Below are 12167 nucleotides of genomic sequence, written 5' to 3' on the forward strand. Positions count from 1 at the left end.
CGCGCAAGGGCGCCATGAACAAAGACGGGAGGGGAGCCATGAGACAGCAGCGCGTCGCAGCCTGGCTATGGGCCGCATTGATCGTCCTGCCGGCCGATGCGGTCAGCCAGCAGCGCGACCCGCGCGCTGAACGATTGGCCAGCGTGGAGCGATGGATCGGCGTCAGCGCCGCCGACACGGTCGAGGATGGCCCCGGGCGCCTGTGGGACCTGCCCGCCTTGCGGCAGGCGGCCAGCGAGGCCATGGGGCCCGCACTGGCCCGCGAGGCCTTGAAGCCGGCAGGCCCCGAGACGCCCGTCGTCCGCGAGGGGCGCATGCTGCGCTGGAGCTGGTGCCGCCGCGGCGATTGCGGCGGGCTGGGCTACGTGTTCGTCGTCGATCCCCGCCGCGGCGATCTGTACGCCTGCCGCAGCGCCGAGCAAGGCCGGCAGGGATGGATGGGCAACGATCCGCGCATGCACATCCCCATCCGAGGCAGGACCTGTGACGCTGCCAACGTCAGCGAGTTCATCCGCCTCAATACCCGGCCCTGACCGGCGGGGGCCGCTCAGCGGCCCTTCCAGTTGGGCTTGCGCTTCTCGGCGAAAGCCTTGGGCCCCTCGACGGTGTCCTCGCTGTGCGCCATGGCAACAAAGGCCGGGAAATGCGAATTGTGCATGGCGGTCTCGATGGCCGGCGTATCGAGCGAGCGCATGACGACCTGCTTGGTGGCGCGCACGCTCATGGGTGAGCAGTCCAGGATCTGGCCGGCCCAGCGACGGGCCTCGCTCATCAGCTGGGCATGCGGCACCACCGCCGTCACGAAGCCCAGCTCATAGCCCTCCTGCGCCGGCACGTGACGGCCGGTCAGCATCATGCCCATCGCCTTCTTGAGCGGGATCATGCGGCTCAGCCGCTGCATGCCGCCGGCGCCGGCGGCCAGCCCAACCTTCGGCTCGGGCAGGGCAAAGGTCGCCTTGTCTGATGCGATAATGATATCGCATGCTAGTGCAATTTCAAATCCGCCACCCATCGCCACACCGTTCACGGCCGCGATCACCGGCTTGTCGAGGTCGAAGCGGGCGGTGAGGCCACCGAAGCCTTTGGCCGGATGGACCGGTCGCTTGCCCGTCTTGGCCTGCGTTTCAGCGTGGTACTTCAGGTCGTTGCCAGCACAGAATGCCTTGTCGCCGGCGCCGGTGATGATGGCGACCCACAGTTCCGGATCGGCGGTGAAGGTGTCGAAAGCGTCCACCAGCTCCTGGTTCGCCATGGGATGGCAGGCATTGTAGACCTCGGGACGGTTGATCGTGACGATCATCAGACGGCCTTCGGTCTGGACGGTGCTGTACTGGCCCATGGGTGGTTTCCTCTGTGCTGGTGGCGGTGCGCCGGACGATACGCTTGAGCGGCATGGTCTGGAACTGTATTGGTAGCCCAATGCGTCCATGGCTTCTATCGGCCGTCGTGCCGTTGTACATGCTCAGCGTCGGCAACCCTGCCGTCGCGCAGGAGCGTGGCGGCGTCCGGTTTGACGGCGTTGGCTCGGGCATCACCCACGCGCCGGGGGACAAACCATCGACTTTCCTGGCTGAGGCCGGCAACCGGGACCGATCGGTTCGTCCTGGTGCAACAACGGACCAGCCCCGGCAGCAACAAGCGCCAGGGCATCGCGGATCAGGCAGCTTTGACTATCGTGGGTTGCGCATGACGCCGCCCGGCCTCGAGCCCATAGGGCGCGATAGCGTGCCGACCGGCGGCGCCAATATTCTGCCGCGCGATCTCAGTTCAATGCCTCAATATACTGAAAAATCAAATCTTTCTGGCCGTCCTTCGCCGAAAATCTCAATTCGAGACGGTGGGGGCGTCCTGGGGCTGTCCTATAAGATCCAGCCCGCTCCGTAGGCAGACGAAACAGCCTAAAACTCAGGCAGTTCATCAACATAAATTATGCACGCTAATTAATTGAAAAGACTGCATATTGACGATGAATGGTGTGGTGTTGCTTAGAAGTCACAGGGTTTGAATATCGACGCCCGAATCGGGCCGGATCCATTGCCACCCGGACACCCTCTTATATAGTCGATGGCGAAGTCGGTGCCGTCCAGCCCGCTGCTTCGTTGCTCAGGGTAATTTCAACCTAGAGAGGGGATCCAGATGAAAGCGAAACTTGGAGCCATTGCGGCTGCAACGCTCGTAGCGGCCCCCCTGGCTGCGAACGCGCAAACGGTCAATATGCCCGGCTTCTACGTCGGCCTGGCAGGCGGCGCCAACTTTATGAACTTCTCGACTCTCGGTAAGACGAAAGAGAAAGTCGGTTTCGCCGCCGGTGGCGTGGTCGGGTACGATCTCGTCGGCCCGCGCGTCGAGCTCGAATTCCTCTACCGGCAGAACAAGAACAAGGGCGTCGGCAAGAACATGTACCAGTACACGCCGATGGTGAATGTACTGTACGACTTCATCCCCGATTCCATGATCACGCCGTACCTCGGTGTCGGCGCCGGCGTCAACTTCTGGGAATACTCTCACGTCAGCACCCAGGACTTGGCCGTGCAAGGCATTGCCGGTATTGGCTTGCGATTGGCCGACGGCTTCTTCGCGAACCTCGATTATCGGTTCATGAATACCTTCGCCAAGGGCAAGGACTTCCGGAACCACACGGCGCTGGTGACCCTGGGCTACAAGTTCGGCGCGCCGGCGCCCGCCGCGGCGCCACCACCGGTTCCGTCAACGCCAACAACACAGTACATCGTGTTCTTCGACTTCGACCGCGCGACGCTGACGGCGCAGGCCCAGGCGACCATCAAGCAGGCCGCTGACGCCGCGAAGTCCGGCAACAGGACGCGCGTCGGTGTCACCGGCCATGCCGATCGCGCCGGCGGTGATGCCTACAACATGGCGCTGTCGCTGCGCCGTGCCAACGCTGTGAAGGACGCGCTGGTGCGTGAAGGCATCCCGGCCACCGGCATCACCGTGGTGGGCCGTGGCGAGAGCCAGCCGCTGGTCCCGACGGCCGACGGCGTGCGCGAGCCGCAGAACCGCCGCGTCGAGATCGTGCTGCAATAGACACGGCAAAGAGCAAATATCGAAGCGGCCGGGCAATCCCGGCCGCTTCTTTTTTTTGAAGCAATTTCAAATAATTAGAGGAGTGATCTGTATTTCGCTGAGAAGCGTGTTGCGCGAAAGCCACAGCCGCGGAATATCGACACCGTTGCCCCGTCCGCCCATTGCCGCCAGAACTTGTTTGTATATAGTCCAGAGCGAAGTTGGTGCCGATTCCAACCCCGCCACTTCGTCGCGTAAGTATTTGACCTAGAGAGGGGATACCCCAAATGAAGACCAAACTTGGAGCCGTTGTCGCGGCGGCTCTCATCGCGGCGCCCCTGGCTGCGAACGCACAGTCGGCCACCAACTTGCCGGGCTTCTACGTTGGAGCGGAAGGCGGCTTGAACTGGCTGAACCTGCGTACCTTTGGCAATGCCAAGGAGAAGCTCGGCTTCGCCGCCGGTGCCGTTGTCGGTTACGACTTCGTCGGCCCGCGCGTGGAGTTGGAGCCGGTCTACCGCTACAACAAGGTCAGCGGCTTCAAGATGCATCAGTACAGTGCGTTCGTGAACGTGCTGTATGATTTCATGACCGACTCCGTGATCTCGCCGCACCTTGGTATCGGTGCCGGTATCAACTACTGGAAGATCAAGGGCACGGGAATCAGCACCACCGACTTCGCGATGCAGGGCATTGCCGGTGTGGCGCTGAAGATCAGCGACGGCTTCTACGGCAGCCTCGACTATAAGTTCATGAACACCTTTGCCAAGGGCAAGGACTTCCAGAACCACACCGCGATGCTGACGCTGGGCTACAAGTTCGGCGCCCCGGCTCCGGCCGCCCCGCCGCCGCCGGTGGTGGGTCCGACGCCGGCCCAGTACATCGTGTTCTTTGACTTCGACCGCGCGACGCTGACGGCGCAGGCCCAGGCGACCATCAAGCAGGCCGCTGACGCCGCGAAGTCCGGCAACAGGACGCGCGTCGGTGTCACCGGCCATGCCGATCGCGCCGGCGGTGATGCCTACAACATGGCGCTGTCGCTGCGCCGTGCCAACGCTGTGAAGGACGCGCTGGTGCGTGAAGGCATCCCGGCCACCGGCATCACCGTGGTGGGCCGTGGCGAGAGCCAGCCGCTGGTCCCGACGGCCGACGGCGTGCGCGAGCCGCAGAACCGCCGCGTCGAGATCGTGCTGCAGTAAGCGCGACCGACAGCGAGACCATCGCGAGACGGCCGGGGCAACCCGGCCGTTTCTTTTTGAGCCGGACATGAAAAAGGCGCGGCTGGCAGCCGCGCCTTTTTCATTGAGCCGGTCTTGTTTTACTTGCGGGCAGGTTTGGCTGCGGGCTTGGCTGCCGGGGTGCCTGCGGTGCAGACGCGCAATCCCATGTCGCCGGAAAAGTCCAGCATCGGAGGTACTTGCGACAGGCTGTTGACCTGCTGAGACAAGGCCCAGCGGAAGCCGTCATAGGCGTTGGCGCAGTACTTCGGGTTGCCGCCGGCGCTGGCGCCATCGCGGTTGGCAACTTCGGTCTTGAAGGCGTTGACGTTCATCCGGTGCTTTGTGATGGCACGCTGCAGCGGTGCCGAGTTTACTTCGTTGTCTGTCCGGAACTTGTTGCGGAAGGCGCCGTAGTCGGGCCTGAACGATGGTGTGTTTTTCTCGCACTGGATGGCGGCATTGTAGAATTGCTGCCAGGCGATCTCGTTGCGCACGGCCTGGATCTCGTCGTCCGTCAGGCAGGTGCCTTTGGCTGGCGCCGGATTTGTCGACGTCTTGGCATAGGCATTCGACGGCGGCGGCAGTGTCGTCCGTGCTTGCTGATCACAGGCTGCTGCAATAACCAAAGTCGCCGCCGCCACGGCTGTGGCACGGAAGAGAGAAGCGGGCATTTTATTGGACCTCGTTGGATACAGGGGGCTTGGAAAACGAGCAGTTATAACAGTTTGTGCGGATGACGGAAGAGTCCATGTTCCGCGGCGTCAGGCGTGTCATCAGCTTTCGCGTGCCACAGCAAGTCACTCAGGCCGCACGCTTGAGTGCCTCCCGCAGCAGCGGCAGACGATCATTGCCGAAGTACATGTCGCTTCCATTAACAAACATCGTGGGGGAACCGAAGCCACCGCGCGCGATGACGTCGTCGGTATTGGCCCTCAGCCGGTCCTTGTATGACGGGTCGGCGATCTTGGCGAAGAACGCGCTGCGGTCGAGCCCGACCTTGTCGACGACCTCGGCCATGACATCGTCCTTGGAGATGTCCTTGTCGTCACCCCAGTAGGCATCGAAGGCGGCATAGGCATAGGGCACCAGTTTGCCCTTCTCCAAAGCGACGAAGGCGCCGCGCATGCATTTGACGCTGTTCACCGGAAACACTGTCGGCCGCATCTTGATGCGAAGTCCGTAGAGACGAGCCCAATCCGCCATGTCCTTGGCCGTGTAGGCAAGCTTGCGCGGGTTCGGTGTCTCGCGGCTCTTGTAGACGGTATCGTTGACCGTATTGAAGATGCCGCCGACCAGGATCGGCTTCCAGTCGATCTCGGCGCCGGTCTCCGCCGCGATGGGCTGGACGGCGTGGAACGCCAGATACGTCCAGGGACTGGAGCAGTCGAAAAAGAACTCGATTCTAGCGACCATGACAGGCTCCGGGACAAGCTATGCGCCCAATGCGCCGCGACCTTGACACTGTGTCGCCTTGCTGTCGACTCACCGCATCTGTACTTTGCAAGCCCATGACCGCATCGGTTGTTCCCCTCGGGGCCGTGTCATCGGGGCCCCGCAAGATTGCCATCATCGTCCATCAGGAACACTCAAGGCCTGGTCGCGTAGGCACCCTGCTGGAAGCCAAAGGCTATACGCTCCAGAGGCTCTGCCCCAATCTTGGATGCCAGCTTCCGGAAGATCCGTCGCAGTTCGCCGGCGTCGTGATTTTCGGCGGACCGATGAGCGCCAACGACTGCTCGACCTTGGCCGGCATACGGTGCGAGTTGGAATGGATTCCCAAGGTCGTCGAGGCCGGGGTGCCTTACCTCGGGATCTGCTTGGGCGGACAATTGCTGACCCGGGCCCTGGGCGGTTCGGTGGGACCACACCCCGATGGCCTGATCGAAGCCGGCTACTACGGCATTACGCCCACGGCCGCCGGCACCGAATGGTTCCCCGACGGGCCCATGCAGGTCTATCAGTTTCATCGCGAAGGCATGCGGGTACCGGCATGCTGCGAACTGCTGGCAACCGGTGAGCAGTATCCCGTGCAGGCGTTTCGCTACGGTACGAACGCCTTCGGTATCCAGTTCCATCCTGAAGTCACGCTCGACATGAAGGATGTGTGGACGACGGAAGCGGCCGAGCGCTTGAAGTCACCGGGCGCCCAGCCGCGCGGTGTCCACCTGGGCGAGCATGATCGGCATGATCCGATGATCGGCCGCTGGATCGACGGCTTCCTCGACCGGTGGCTCGCCACCGCCCGCGTCGCGGCAACGGCGCCGCTGACGGCGGCCGGATAGTCTCTTCAAGGCCAAGGCCAAGCCAGCGACCAACACGACAGGGTGATTCCGTCCGCGTCGTGATATGCCTTAGCGTCACGAGCCTGGGAGATCCGCATGCGCTGTCGATCCCTCATGGCGGTGCTGCCGCTATTGCTGTTGTTGGCGGGTCCGACACTGGCGCAACGGCCGGAGCCGCCGCTGCAACCGCGCGCCGATGAGCCGCCGAGCTATGTCGTGTTCTTCGACATGGGCAAGGCGACAGTCGCGGCGCGGGGCGTGGCAACCATCCGCGAAGCCGCCGCGGCAGCCCGCCGGCCAGGCGTCAAATCTGTCGAGGTGAACGGCTACACCGACCGCGCGGGCACCGACCGATCGAATGAAGCGTTGGCGTTGCGGCGAGCCCGCGCCGTGCGTGACCTGCTGGTCAAGCAGGGCGTATCGCAGGCGATCATTTCGATACAGGGGCTGGGTGAAACCAAACCCTTCATGGCGACGGAAGACGGTGCGAATGCCCCCGAGAACAGACGGGCGGAGATCATCGTGAAGTAGCGGGGCGGGGCTGTCGCAGATGGCCACGCACAACCTCATTCTGAGGCGGCCGCGCAGCGGCCGTCTCGAAGGATGGGCTGCAACCTCGTCCAATGCTTCCAGTCGTTGCCGCGGCAGATGTGCGGTAGCCTACCCTTCGAGAACCCTTCGGCAGGCCCAGGGCAGGTTGCTCGCTGCGCTCGCTCCTCGGGGCGAAGGTGATGCCACAAGCAGGAATGATCAGTCCTGAGGCCCTGGTCTAGGGGCCGGGAGCAATGGCCGCGAAGCGCACGCGTGCCGCCACGGTCTCACCCGTCATCGTGCCGCAGTAGTGGCATTCGCACAGCAGGTGGTGGGCTTCCTGTTCCGTCAATTCAAAGAACACCGTGCCGTCGCCGAGGCGGTCGCTCGCCAACCCTTCGGCCCGCAGGATTGGATCTTTGTACGCGACGGACAACGGAGAGTCGTCGCCGCGCAACGCCTTGCGAGCCTGTTCGGACAGGTACTCCACCCGCATGAGCGGCAGCAGCCGGCCACGGTGGCGGTCGAGCAGCATCGCCCACCGCTCCAACTTCTCCCGCCGCGACATGATCGGGGCCGACGTCGCCAGAGGGATGGTCAGAGCCGTACGTCTGACCGCGTTCAAGGTCCTGTGCTCCATGGCATCCTCCGATGCATCTGCAGCCAGCCGATGTCCATATTATACCGATTGCCTGCCCATCGCCATGGCAACCGAGTCAGTCCAGGCCAAAGGCGCTGGGATAGTGAACCGCACCGCTGGCGCCGCTGAGAGATCCGGGCGTCAGCTCCAGAGCCATGAATGCGTCACCACTGAACGGCGCCGCGAGCTTGCGCGCCAACAGGCTTGAGAAGCCGAAGCGCGGATAGTAGTCCGGGTGTCCGACGACAATAACGGCTTCGTACCGTCGGTCCCGCGCGAGCGATAAGCCTGCGTGCACTAGGCGCGAACCGATTCCCCGGCGCTGGTGATCGGGATGTACGGCCAGCGGTGCCAGCGCTGCGGCCTTCACGGCTCGCTCGTCGACGCTGATGGCGAGATCGCTGAACAGGATGTGCCCAATGACATCGGCATCGTCGCATGCGACGAGGGAAACGGCGATCAGGCCATCGCGGCGCAGCTTGTCGACAATCTCGGACTCTGAATCGCCGCCAAAGGCGACACGATGGATGGCAGCGATCTGCTCCCGCTGCGACGCATTCTCTTCAACGATCACCATCATCGGTCATTATCGTGTGGCGGAGAATTGCACCAGCACGTCGTTGTTGGCGTACCCCTGGCCCTGCAGGGTGCTGCCGTCGAAGCGAATCGGCAGCGTGACCTTGCCACCCAGCGATGCGCCGCGGCCGGCGGGCGGCATGTCGAGCGTGAACCTGCCGGCGCCCCCCTGGATCGTGCCGGCGATTCCATAGGTGACCGTATTGATCACCCAACTGCCGTTGGCGCTGCCGCCGGCAATCGACAGCGAGAGGGGGCCGCACGTCTCATTGCCTGCGGTCAACCCGATGCGGCGGAAGCAGACCCGACCACGCCACGCGCCGTCGGTGCCGACGATCGCCGGCGGTGGTGCCGGTGCCGGACGAGCCGCCTGCTGCGGTGGCCGGTTCGGCTGCGGTGCGGGCGGCACAACTGGCGCCGGCTGCGCCGACTCGCGCCGGCGCTCGTCATCGGCCTTGCGCTGGGCTTCCGCAGCACGCTTGTCGTCGTCGGCCTTGCGCTGGGCTTCCGCAGCACGCTTGTCGTCGTCGGCCTTGCGCTGGGCTTCCGCAGCACGCTTGTCGTCGTCGGCCTTGCGCTGAGCCTCCGCAGCGGCGCGTCGTTCTTCATCAGCCTTGCGCTGCGCCTCGAGTTGTCGCTCGTCGTCAGCCTTGCGCTGGGCTTCTTCCGCGCGCCGTCGCTCGTCGTCGGCGCGTTGCTGCTCTGCGGCCTGACGCTTGGCGTCTTCGTCGGCGCGGCGCTGGGCCTCCTCGGCGGCTTGTCGTTGCTCGGCAGCCGCGCGCTCGGCTTCCTGGCGCCTGGCTTGCTCTTCGGCCAGGCGCCTGGCTTCGCCGTCGCGTTGAGCGTCATCAGCCTTGGTTGGCGCATCGGCCACCGGACGTTGCTCCGGTGGAGGCTGCTCCGTGCGATCGACGGACTTGTCCGCGGTGGGCGGTGGCCCGCTGGTCAGGGCGATCAACCGCGGCCCGACAAACGCACCGATCCCCAGAAGGACCAGGATGACCCCGACACCGCCCGCCAGCCAGCCCAGGCGCTTCAACAGGCCGGCATTTTGGGCAGGCGGGGCAGGGGGCGGCGCGTCGTGGCTCAGCAGGGTCGCCACCTCGTGCATGCTTTGCGCGCGGCGCAGCGGATCGGGTTCCAGCAGGCGGCCGAGATCGCGGCGCAAATCCTCCGGGACGTTGGACAGATCGGGTGTGCTCTCGCGTGCCTTCACGGCCCGGGCCAGGGACGAGCCCATCGGCAATGGCCGACCGACCGCGGCCGCGGCCAGCACCAGGCCGAGACTGTAGATGTCCGAGCGATGGTCGACCGCCGCGTCGTACAGGCCGCACTGTTCCGGTGAGCAATAGTCGAGCTTGCCGGCGAAACCGCTGCCGATCAGGGTGCTGGCGCCGTCCAGCCGCTTGGCGACGCCGAAATCGATCAGCACGGCGTGATCCAGGCTGCCGCCGCGCAGGACGACGTTGTCCGGCGACAGGTCGCGGTGCACCACGCCGCGCGAGTGGGCTGCCGCGAGGCCCTGGGCGACCTGGGCGCCCACCCTGCGCACGTCGGCCGGCGCCAGCGGGCCGCGCGCGATGAGCGAGGCCAGCGACGGTCCGTCGACGAAATCCATGACCAGGAACAGCCGGCCGGAGTCGTCTCCGAAGACACCCTCGTAGGAAACGACCGACGGGTGCCGGACCTTGCGCAGCGCGCCCGCTTCGCGACGGAACAGTTCTCGCACCTGGGGGTCACTGGCGAGATCGGGGCGGATCACCTTGATCGCGTCGTGATCCCCGGTGTGAATATTGGTTGCGCGGTAGACCTCGCCCATGCCGCCGCGACCGATCAGCGCCTCGATACGCTGGGTGTTGTTGAGCAGCGTGCCTGGCCGCAGCAGGCTGTCGCCGCTCGGCAAGGGACCGATGACCGTCGCCCCGGCAGCCGTCATTCCGGGGGCCGCGATCGACGCGGTGGTCGGCACTTGGCCAGCCAGCGGTCGGTTGCCCATCACGCGCGTCTGGTCGCCGTCTGCCGCCGCGGCGTTACGCAATGGTCCGAAGGGATCGGCCTGGTTGGTCACCCTGTCCTCATGTCGCGTGACGTCTGCGGGCAGTCACGACGCAGGCGGATCGCCCGGTCATCCTATACCAATCGCGGTCGATATCGACGGTGAGAACACCCCGAAGCCGGAGGCTATTCCCCATCCACCTGCGTTGAGCACCGGTCCTGCCGGAGACTTGACGCGCGAAAACCATTTTTCTGACACCGAGCAACGGCAGTCTGCAGTGCCGGTGCGGGGTGGCGAACGATGGTGGGTGGGCTACGGAGGAACGCATGCAATGGCGAGGGTGTGTGGCTGTGGCGCTGGTCGCGGTACCGCTGACCGGGTGTTTCGACTTTACCGCCGACAGCACCTTTCAGTCCGATGGTACGGCCCAGGTCACGGCCGAGGTTGGCGTGTCCATGCAGCTTACGACCCTGATGACCAGTCAGATGCCGGGGCAGAGAGATTTCCTTGCCGACTGCGAGAAGGAACGGCCGCGCGAGACCCTGCCCGCCGGCGTGACATCCATCAAAGGCAAGCGCAGCCAGCGCGGCGACATGGCTCTTTGCACCTATGTGATCGACGTGGCCGATCCGGTTGCGGCCGCGGCTGCGCAACACGATACGCGGGTTCAGGGCGCCCCCGGCATGGGCGGCCTCGACAAGCCTGAATTCAAGATCGAGCGGTTGCGCGAGGGTGTCTATCGGCTGTCGGGGCAGTTCAAGCCCATTGAGTTGTCTCTCCCCAAGCCGGAGCAGCGCGGGGATGCCTTGGCAACCAGCGCCATGCTGCTGGCCATGACGACCAACCGCTATGTGACGTTGACGGTATCGGCGCGGCGCATCGAGAATGCGACCGGCGAAGTGCAGGCCGATGGCCGCAAAGTCGTGTGGAAGCTGCCGCTGATGGCGTTGGTCAAGGCCATGCCCGGTACGACCTATGACATCAAGGCCGATATCGTCTACGCCGAGAGCTGGACGACCCGGACGAAGCGCTGGCTGGGGCTTGATTGACGCACGCAGACGCCAGGCACGGGAAGTTGACCAGCAGACCGTGCTGCCGCGTTGGTCCAAGGCCGACCGAGGGCTAGACTGGCGAACGTGCGATTCGTGATGCACCGAGGTCCGGCATGATCATTCCCCCGCGTGGCATGGTTCGTCGGCGGTTGTTGCAGACGGGCGTCGGGACTTCGGCGTTTCTTGCGGCGCCGGCGCTGGTGCGCGCCCAGGCTCTCGTGCCGACGCCGGCGCAGACCGAAGGCCCGTTCTATCCGGTGATGCTGCCGCAGGACGTGGACAACGATCTGGTTCAGGTCCACGGTGCGGCAACCCCGGCCAAGGGCGCCGTGACTCATATCTCGGGCCGTGTGCGCGATGCGGCCGGCCAGCCGATCGTCGGTGCCCAGGTGGAAATCTGGCAGTGTGATGCGCAGGGGCTCTACGACCATCCGGGGCAGAGCGATCTTGCGCGCCGCGACAAGGGGTTTCAGGGCTTCGGTCGGGCGACGACTCTGGTCGATGGCGCCTACCGCTTCCGCACCATCCGGCCGGTGGCCTATAGCGGGCGCACGCCGCACATTCATTTCCGCGTCATTACCGCCGACGGTCGACGACTGACCACGCAGATGTATGTCGCGGGTGATCCGGGTAATGATCGCGATGGCGTCCTGCGGGCCATCCGGGATCCCCGACAGCGTCAGCAGGTGTTGGTCAGCCTGGCACCTGCCGATGGCCTGGAGGGCGGCGCCTTGGCTGGTGTGTTCGATATCGTCCTGGCCTAGCTGTACTGCGCATTTGCCGGCGGCTTGTGCATTGACAGCGCGGTCACGCGCCGATTTGCTCCCGGTCTCAGCTTGAATCGGG

General features: G+C 64.8%; 14 protein-coding genes. 8 read left to right on the forward strand and 6 right to left on the reverse strand.

Going from position 1 to position 12167, the window contains the following annotated elements; genetic code table 11:
• Positions 1-38 precede the first annotated feature (38 nt).
• Positions 39-533, forward strand: coding sequence for a hypothetical protein (locus FQU96_RS18670; protein WP_146542832.1), 495 nt, complete (start codon positions 39-41; stop codon positions 531-533).
• Between the two features lie 14 nt (positions 534-547).
• On the opposite strand, the gene FQU96_RS18675 is transcribed toward FQU96_RS18670, so the two are convergent.
• Positions 548-1339: an enoyl-CoA hydratase-related protein gene (locus FQU96_RS18675; RefSeq protein ID WP_146542833.1), complete on the reverse strand. Its 792-nt coding sequence runs from the start codon at positions 1337-1339 to the stop codon at positions 548-550.
• Between the two features lie 44 nt (positions 1340-1383).
• Between FQU96_RS18675 and FQU96_RS18680 the strand changes: the two genes are divergently transcribed.
• The 3 genes from FQU96_RS18680 to FQU96_RS18690 all read left to right on the forward strand — a co-directional run bounded on the left by FQU96_RS18680 (position 1384) and on the right by FQU96_RS18690 (position 4223).
• A complete protein-coding gene (locus FQU96_RS18680; RefSeq protein ID WP_146542834.1) occupies positions 1384-1884 on the forward strand; it encodes a hypothetical protein in 501 nt (166 codons plus the stop codon).
• A 252-nt stretch (positions 1885-2136) separates the two neighbouring features.
• A complete protein-coding gene (locus FQU96_RS18685) occupies positions 2137-3045 on the forward strand; it encodes an OmpA family protein (protein WP_146542835.1) in 909 nt (302 codons plus the stop codon).
• 266 nt (positions 3046-3311) lie between these two features.
• A complete protein-coding gene (locus FQU96_RS18690) occupies positions 3312-4223 on the forward strand; it encodes an OmpA family protein (RefSeq protein WP_146542836.1) in 912 nt (303 codons plus the stop codon).
• A gap of 119 nt (positions 4224-4342) precedes the next feature.
• Here FQU96_RS18690 and FQU96_RS18695 read toward each other — a convergent pair whose 3' ends face one another.
• Positions 4343-4885 (reverse strand): hypothetical protein, encoded by a 543-nt coding sequence (locus FQU96_RS18695; RefSeq protein ID WP_146542837.1) that lies wholly within the window; start codon positions 4883-4885, stop codon positions 4343-4345.
• A 160-nt stretch (positions 4886-5045) separates the two neighbouring features.
• Positions 5046-5657: a 2-hydroxychromene-2-carboxylate isomerase gene (locus tag FQU96_RS18700; protein ID WP_146542838.1), complete on the reverse strand. Its 612-nt coding sequence runs from the start codon at positions 5655-5657 to the stop codon at positions 5046-5048.
• Positions 5658-5752: 95 nt separating this feature from the next.
• Here FQU96_RS18700 and FQU96_RS18705 point away from each other — a divergent pair, with 95 nt between their 5' ends.
• Together FQU96_RS18705 and FQU96_RS18710 are read left to right on the forward strand one after the other, a co-directional pair.
• The gene (locus FQU96_RS18705; protein WP_146542839.1) at positions 5753-6526 is read left to right on the forward strand and encodes a gamma-glutamyl-gamma-aminobutyrate hydrolase family protein; all 774 of its coding nucleotides are present in this window, start codon (positions 5753-5755) and stop codon (positions 6524-6526) included.
• 96 nt (positions 6527-6622) lie between these two features.
• On the forward strand, positions 6623-7057 hold the full coding sequence (locus tag FQU96_RS18710; protein ID WP_146542840.1) for an OmpA family protein: 435 nt from the start codon (positions 6623-6625) through the stop codon (positions 7055-7057).
• Positions 7058-7295: 238 nt separating this feature from the next.
• Here the strand turns inward: FQU96_RS18710 and FQU96_RS18715 are convergent, their stop codons facing one another.
• The 3 genes from FQU96_RS18715 to FQU96_RS18725 form a co-directional block, all read right to left on the reverse strand.
• Entirely contained in the window at positions 7296-7592 is a 297-nt protein-coding gene (locus FQU96_RS18715; RefSeq protein ID WP_146542841.1) for a hypothetical protein, read from the reverse strand.
• Positions 7593-7773: 181 nt separating this feature from the next.
• Complete coding sequence (locus tag FQU96_RS18720) at positions 7774-8277, reverse strand: GNAT family N-acetyltransferase (RefSeq protein WP_218574767.1); 504 nt, start codon at positions 8275-8277, stop codon at positions 7774-7776.
• Between the two features lie 6 nt (positions 8278-8283).
• Complete coding sequence (locus tag FQU96_RS18725) at positions 8284-10341, reverse strand: serine/threonine-protein kinase (protein WP_146542842.1); 2058 nt, start codon at positions 10339-10341, stop codon at positions 8284-8286.
• 254 nt (positions 10342-10595) lie between these two features.
• Here FQU96_RS18725 and FQU96_RS18730 point away from each other — a divergent pair, with 254 nt between their 5' ends.
• Together FQU96_RS18730 and FQU96_RS18735 are read left to right on the forward strand one after the other, a co-directional pair.
• Positions 10596-11318: a hypothetical protein gene (locus FQU96_RS18730; RefSeq protein ID WP_146542843.1), complete on the forward strand. Its 723-nt coding sequence runs from the start codon at positions 10596-10598 to the stop codon at positions 11316-11318.
• Positions 11319-11434: 116 nt separating this feature from the next.
• Positions 11435-12085: a protocatechuate 3,4-dioxygenase gene (locus tag FQU96_RS18735; RefSeq protein ID WP_146542844.1), complete on the forward strand. Its 651-nt coding sequence runs from the start codon at positions 11435-11437 to the stop codon at positions 12083-12085.
• The last annotated feature ends 82 nt before the right edge of the window (positions 12086-12167 follow it).

It is taken from the genome of Reyranella sp. CPCC 100927 (genome assembly GCF_007859315.1).
Classification (GTDB): domain Bacteria; phylum Pseudomonadota; class Alphaproteobacteria; order Reyranellales; family Reyranellaceae; genus Vineibacter.

Excerpts from the sequence above, each read along its gene's own strand:
- FQU96_RS18670 (WP_146542832.1), top strand. The coding sequence starts at position 39 with ATGAGACAGCAGCGCGTCGCAGCCTGGCTATGGGCCGCATTGATCGTC.
- FQU96_RS18675 (WP_146542833.1), bottom strand. The coding sequence starts at position 1,339 with ATGGGCCAGTACAGCACCGTCCAGACCGAAGGCCGTCTGATGATCGTC.
- FQU96_RS18685 (WP_146542835.1), top strand. The coding sequence starts at position 2,137 with ATGAAAGCGAAACTTGGAGCCATTGCGGCTGCAACGCTCGTAGCGGCC.
- FQU96_RS18690 (WP_146542836.1), top strand. The coding sequence starts at position 3,312 with ATGAAGACCAAACTTGGAGCCGTTGTCGCGGCGGCTCTCATCGCGGCG.
- FQU96_RS18700 (WP_146542838.1), bottom strand. The coding sequence starts at position 5,657 with ATGGTCGCTAGAATCGAGTTCTTTTTCGACTGCTCCAGTCCCTGGACG.
- FQU96_RS18705 (WP_146542839.1), top strand. The coding sequence starts at position 5,753 with ATGACCGCATCGGTTGTTCCCCTCGGGGCCGTGTCATCGGGGCCCCGC.
- FQU96_RS18710 (WP_146542840.1), top strand. The coding sequence starts at position 6,623 with ATGCGCTGTCGATCCCTCATGGCGGTGCTGCCGCTATTGCTGTTGTTG.
- FQU96_RS18715 (WP_146542841.1), bottom strand. The coding sequence starts at position 7,592 with ATGCTGCTCGACCGCCACCGTGGCCGGCTGCTGCCGCTCATGCGGGTG.
- FQU96_RS18720 (WP_218574767.1), bottom strand. The coding sequence starts at position 8,277 with ATGATGGTGATCGTTGAAGAGAATGCGTCGCAGCGGGAGCAGATCGCT.
- FQU96_RS18730 (WP_146542843.1), top strand. The coding sequence starts at position 10,596 with ATGCAATGGCGAGGGTGTGTGGCTGTGGCGCTGGTCGCGGTACCGCTG.
- FQU96_RS18735 (WP_146542844.1), top strand. The coding sequence starts at position 11,435 with ATGATCATTCCCCCGCGTGGCATGGTTCGTCGGCGGTTGTTGCAGACG.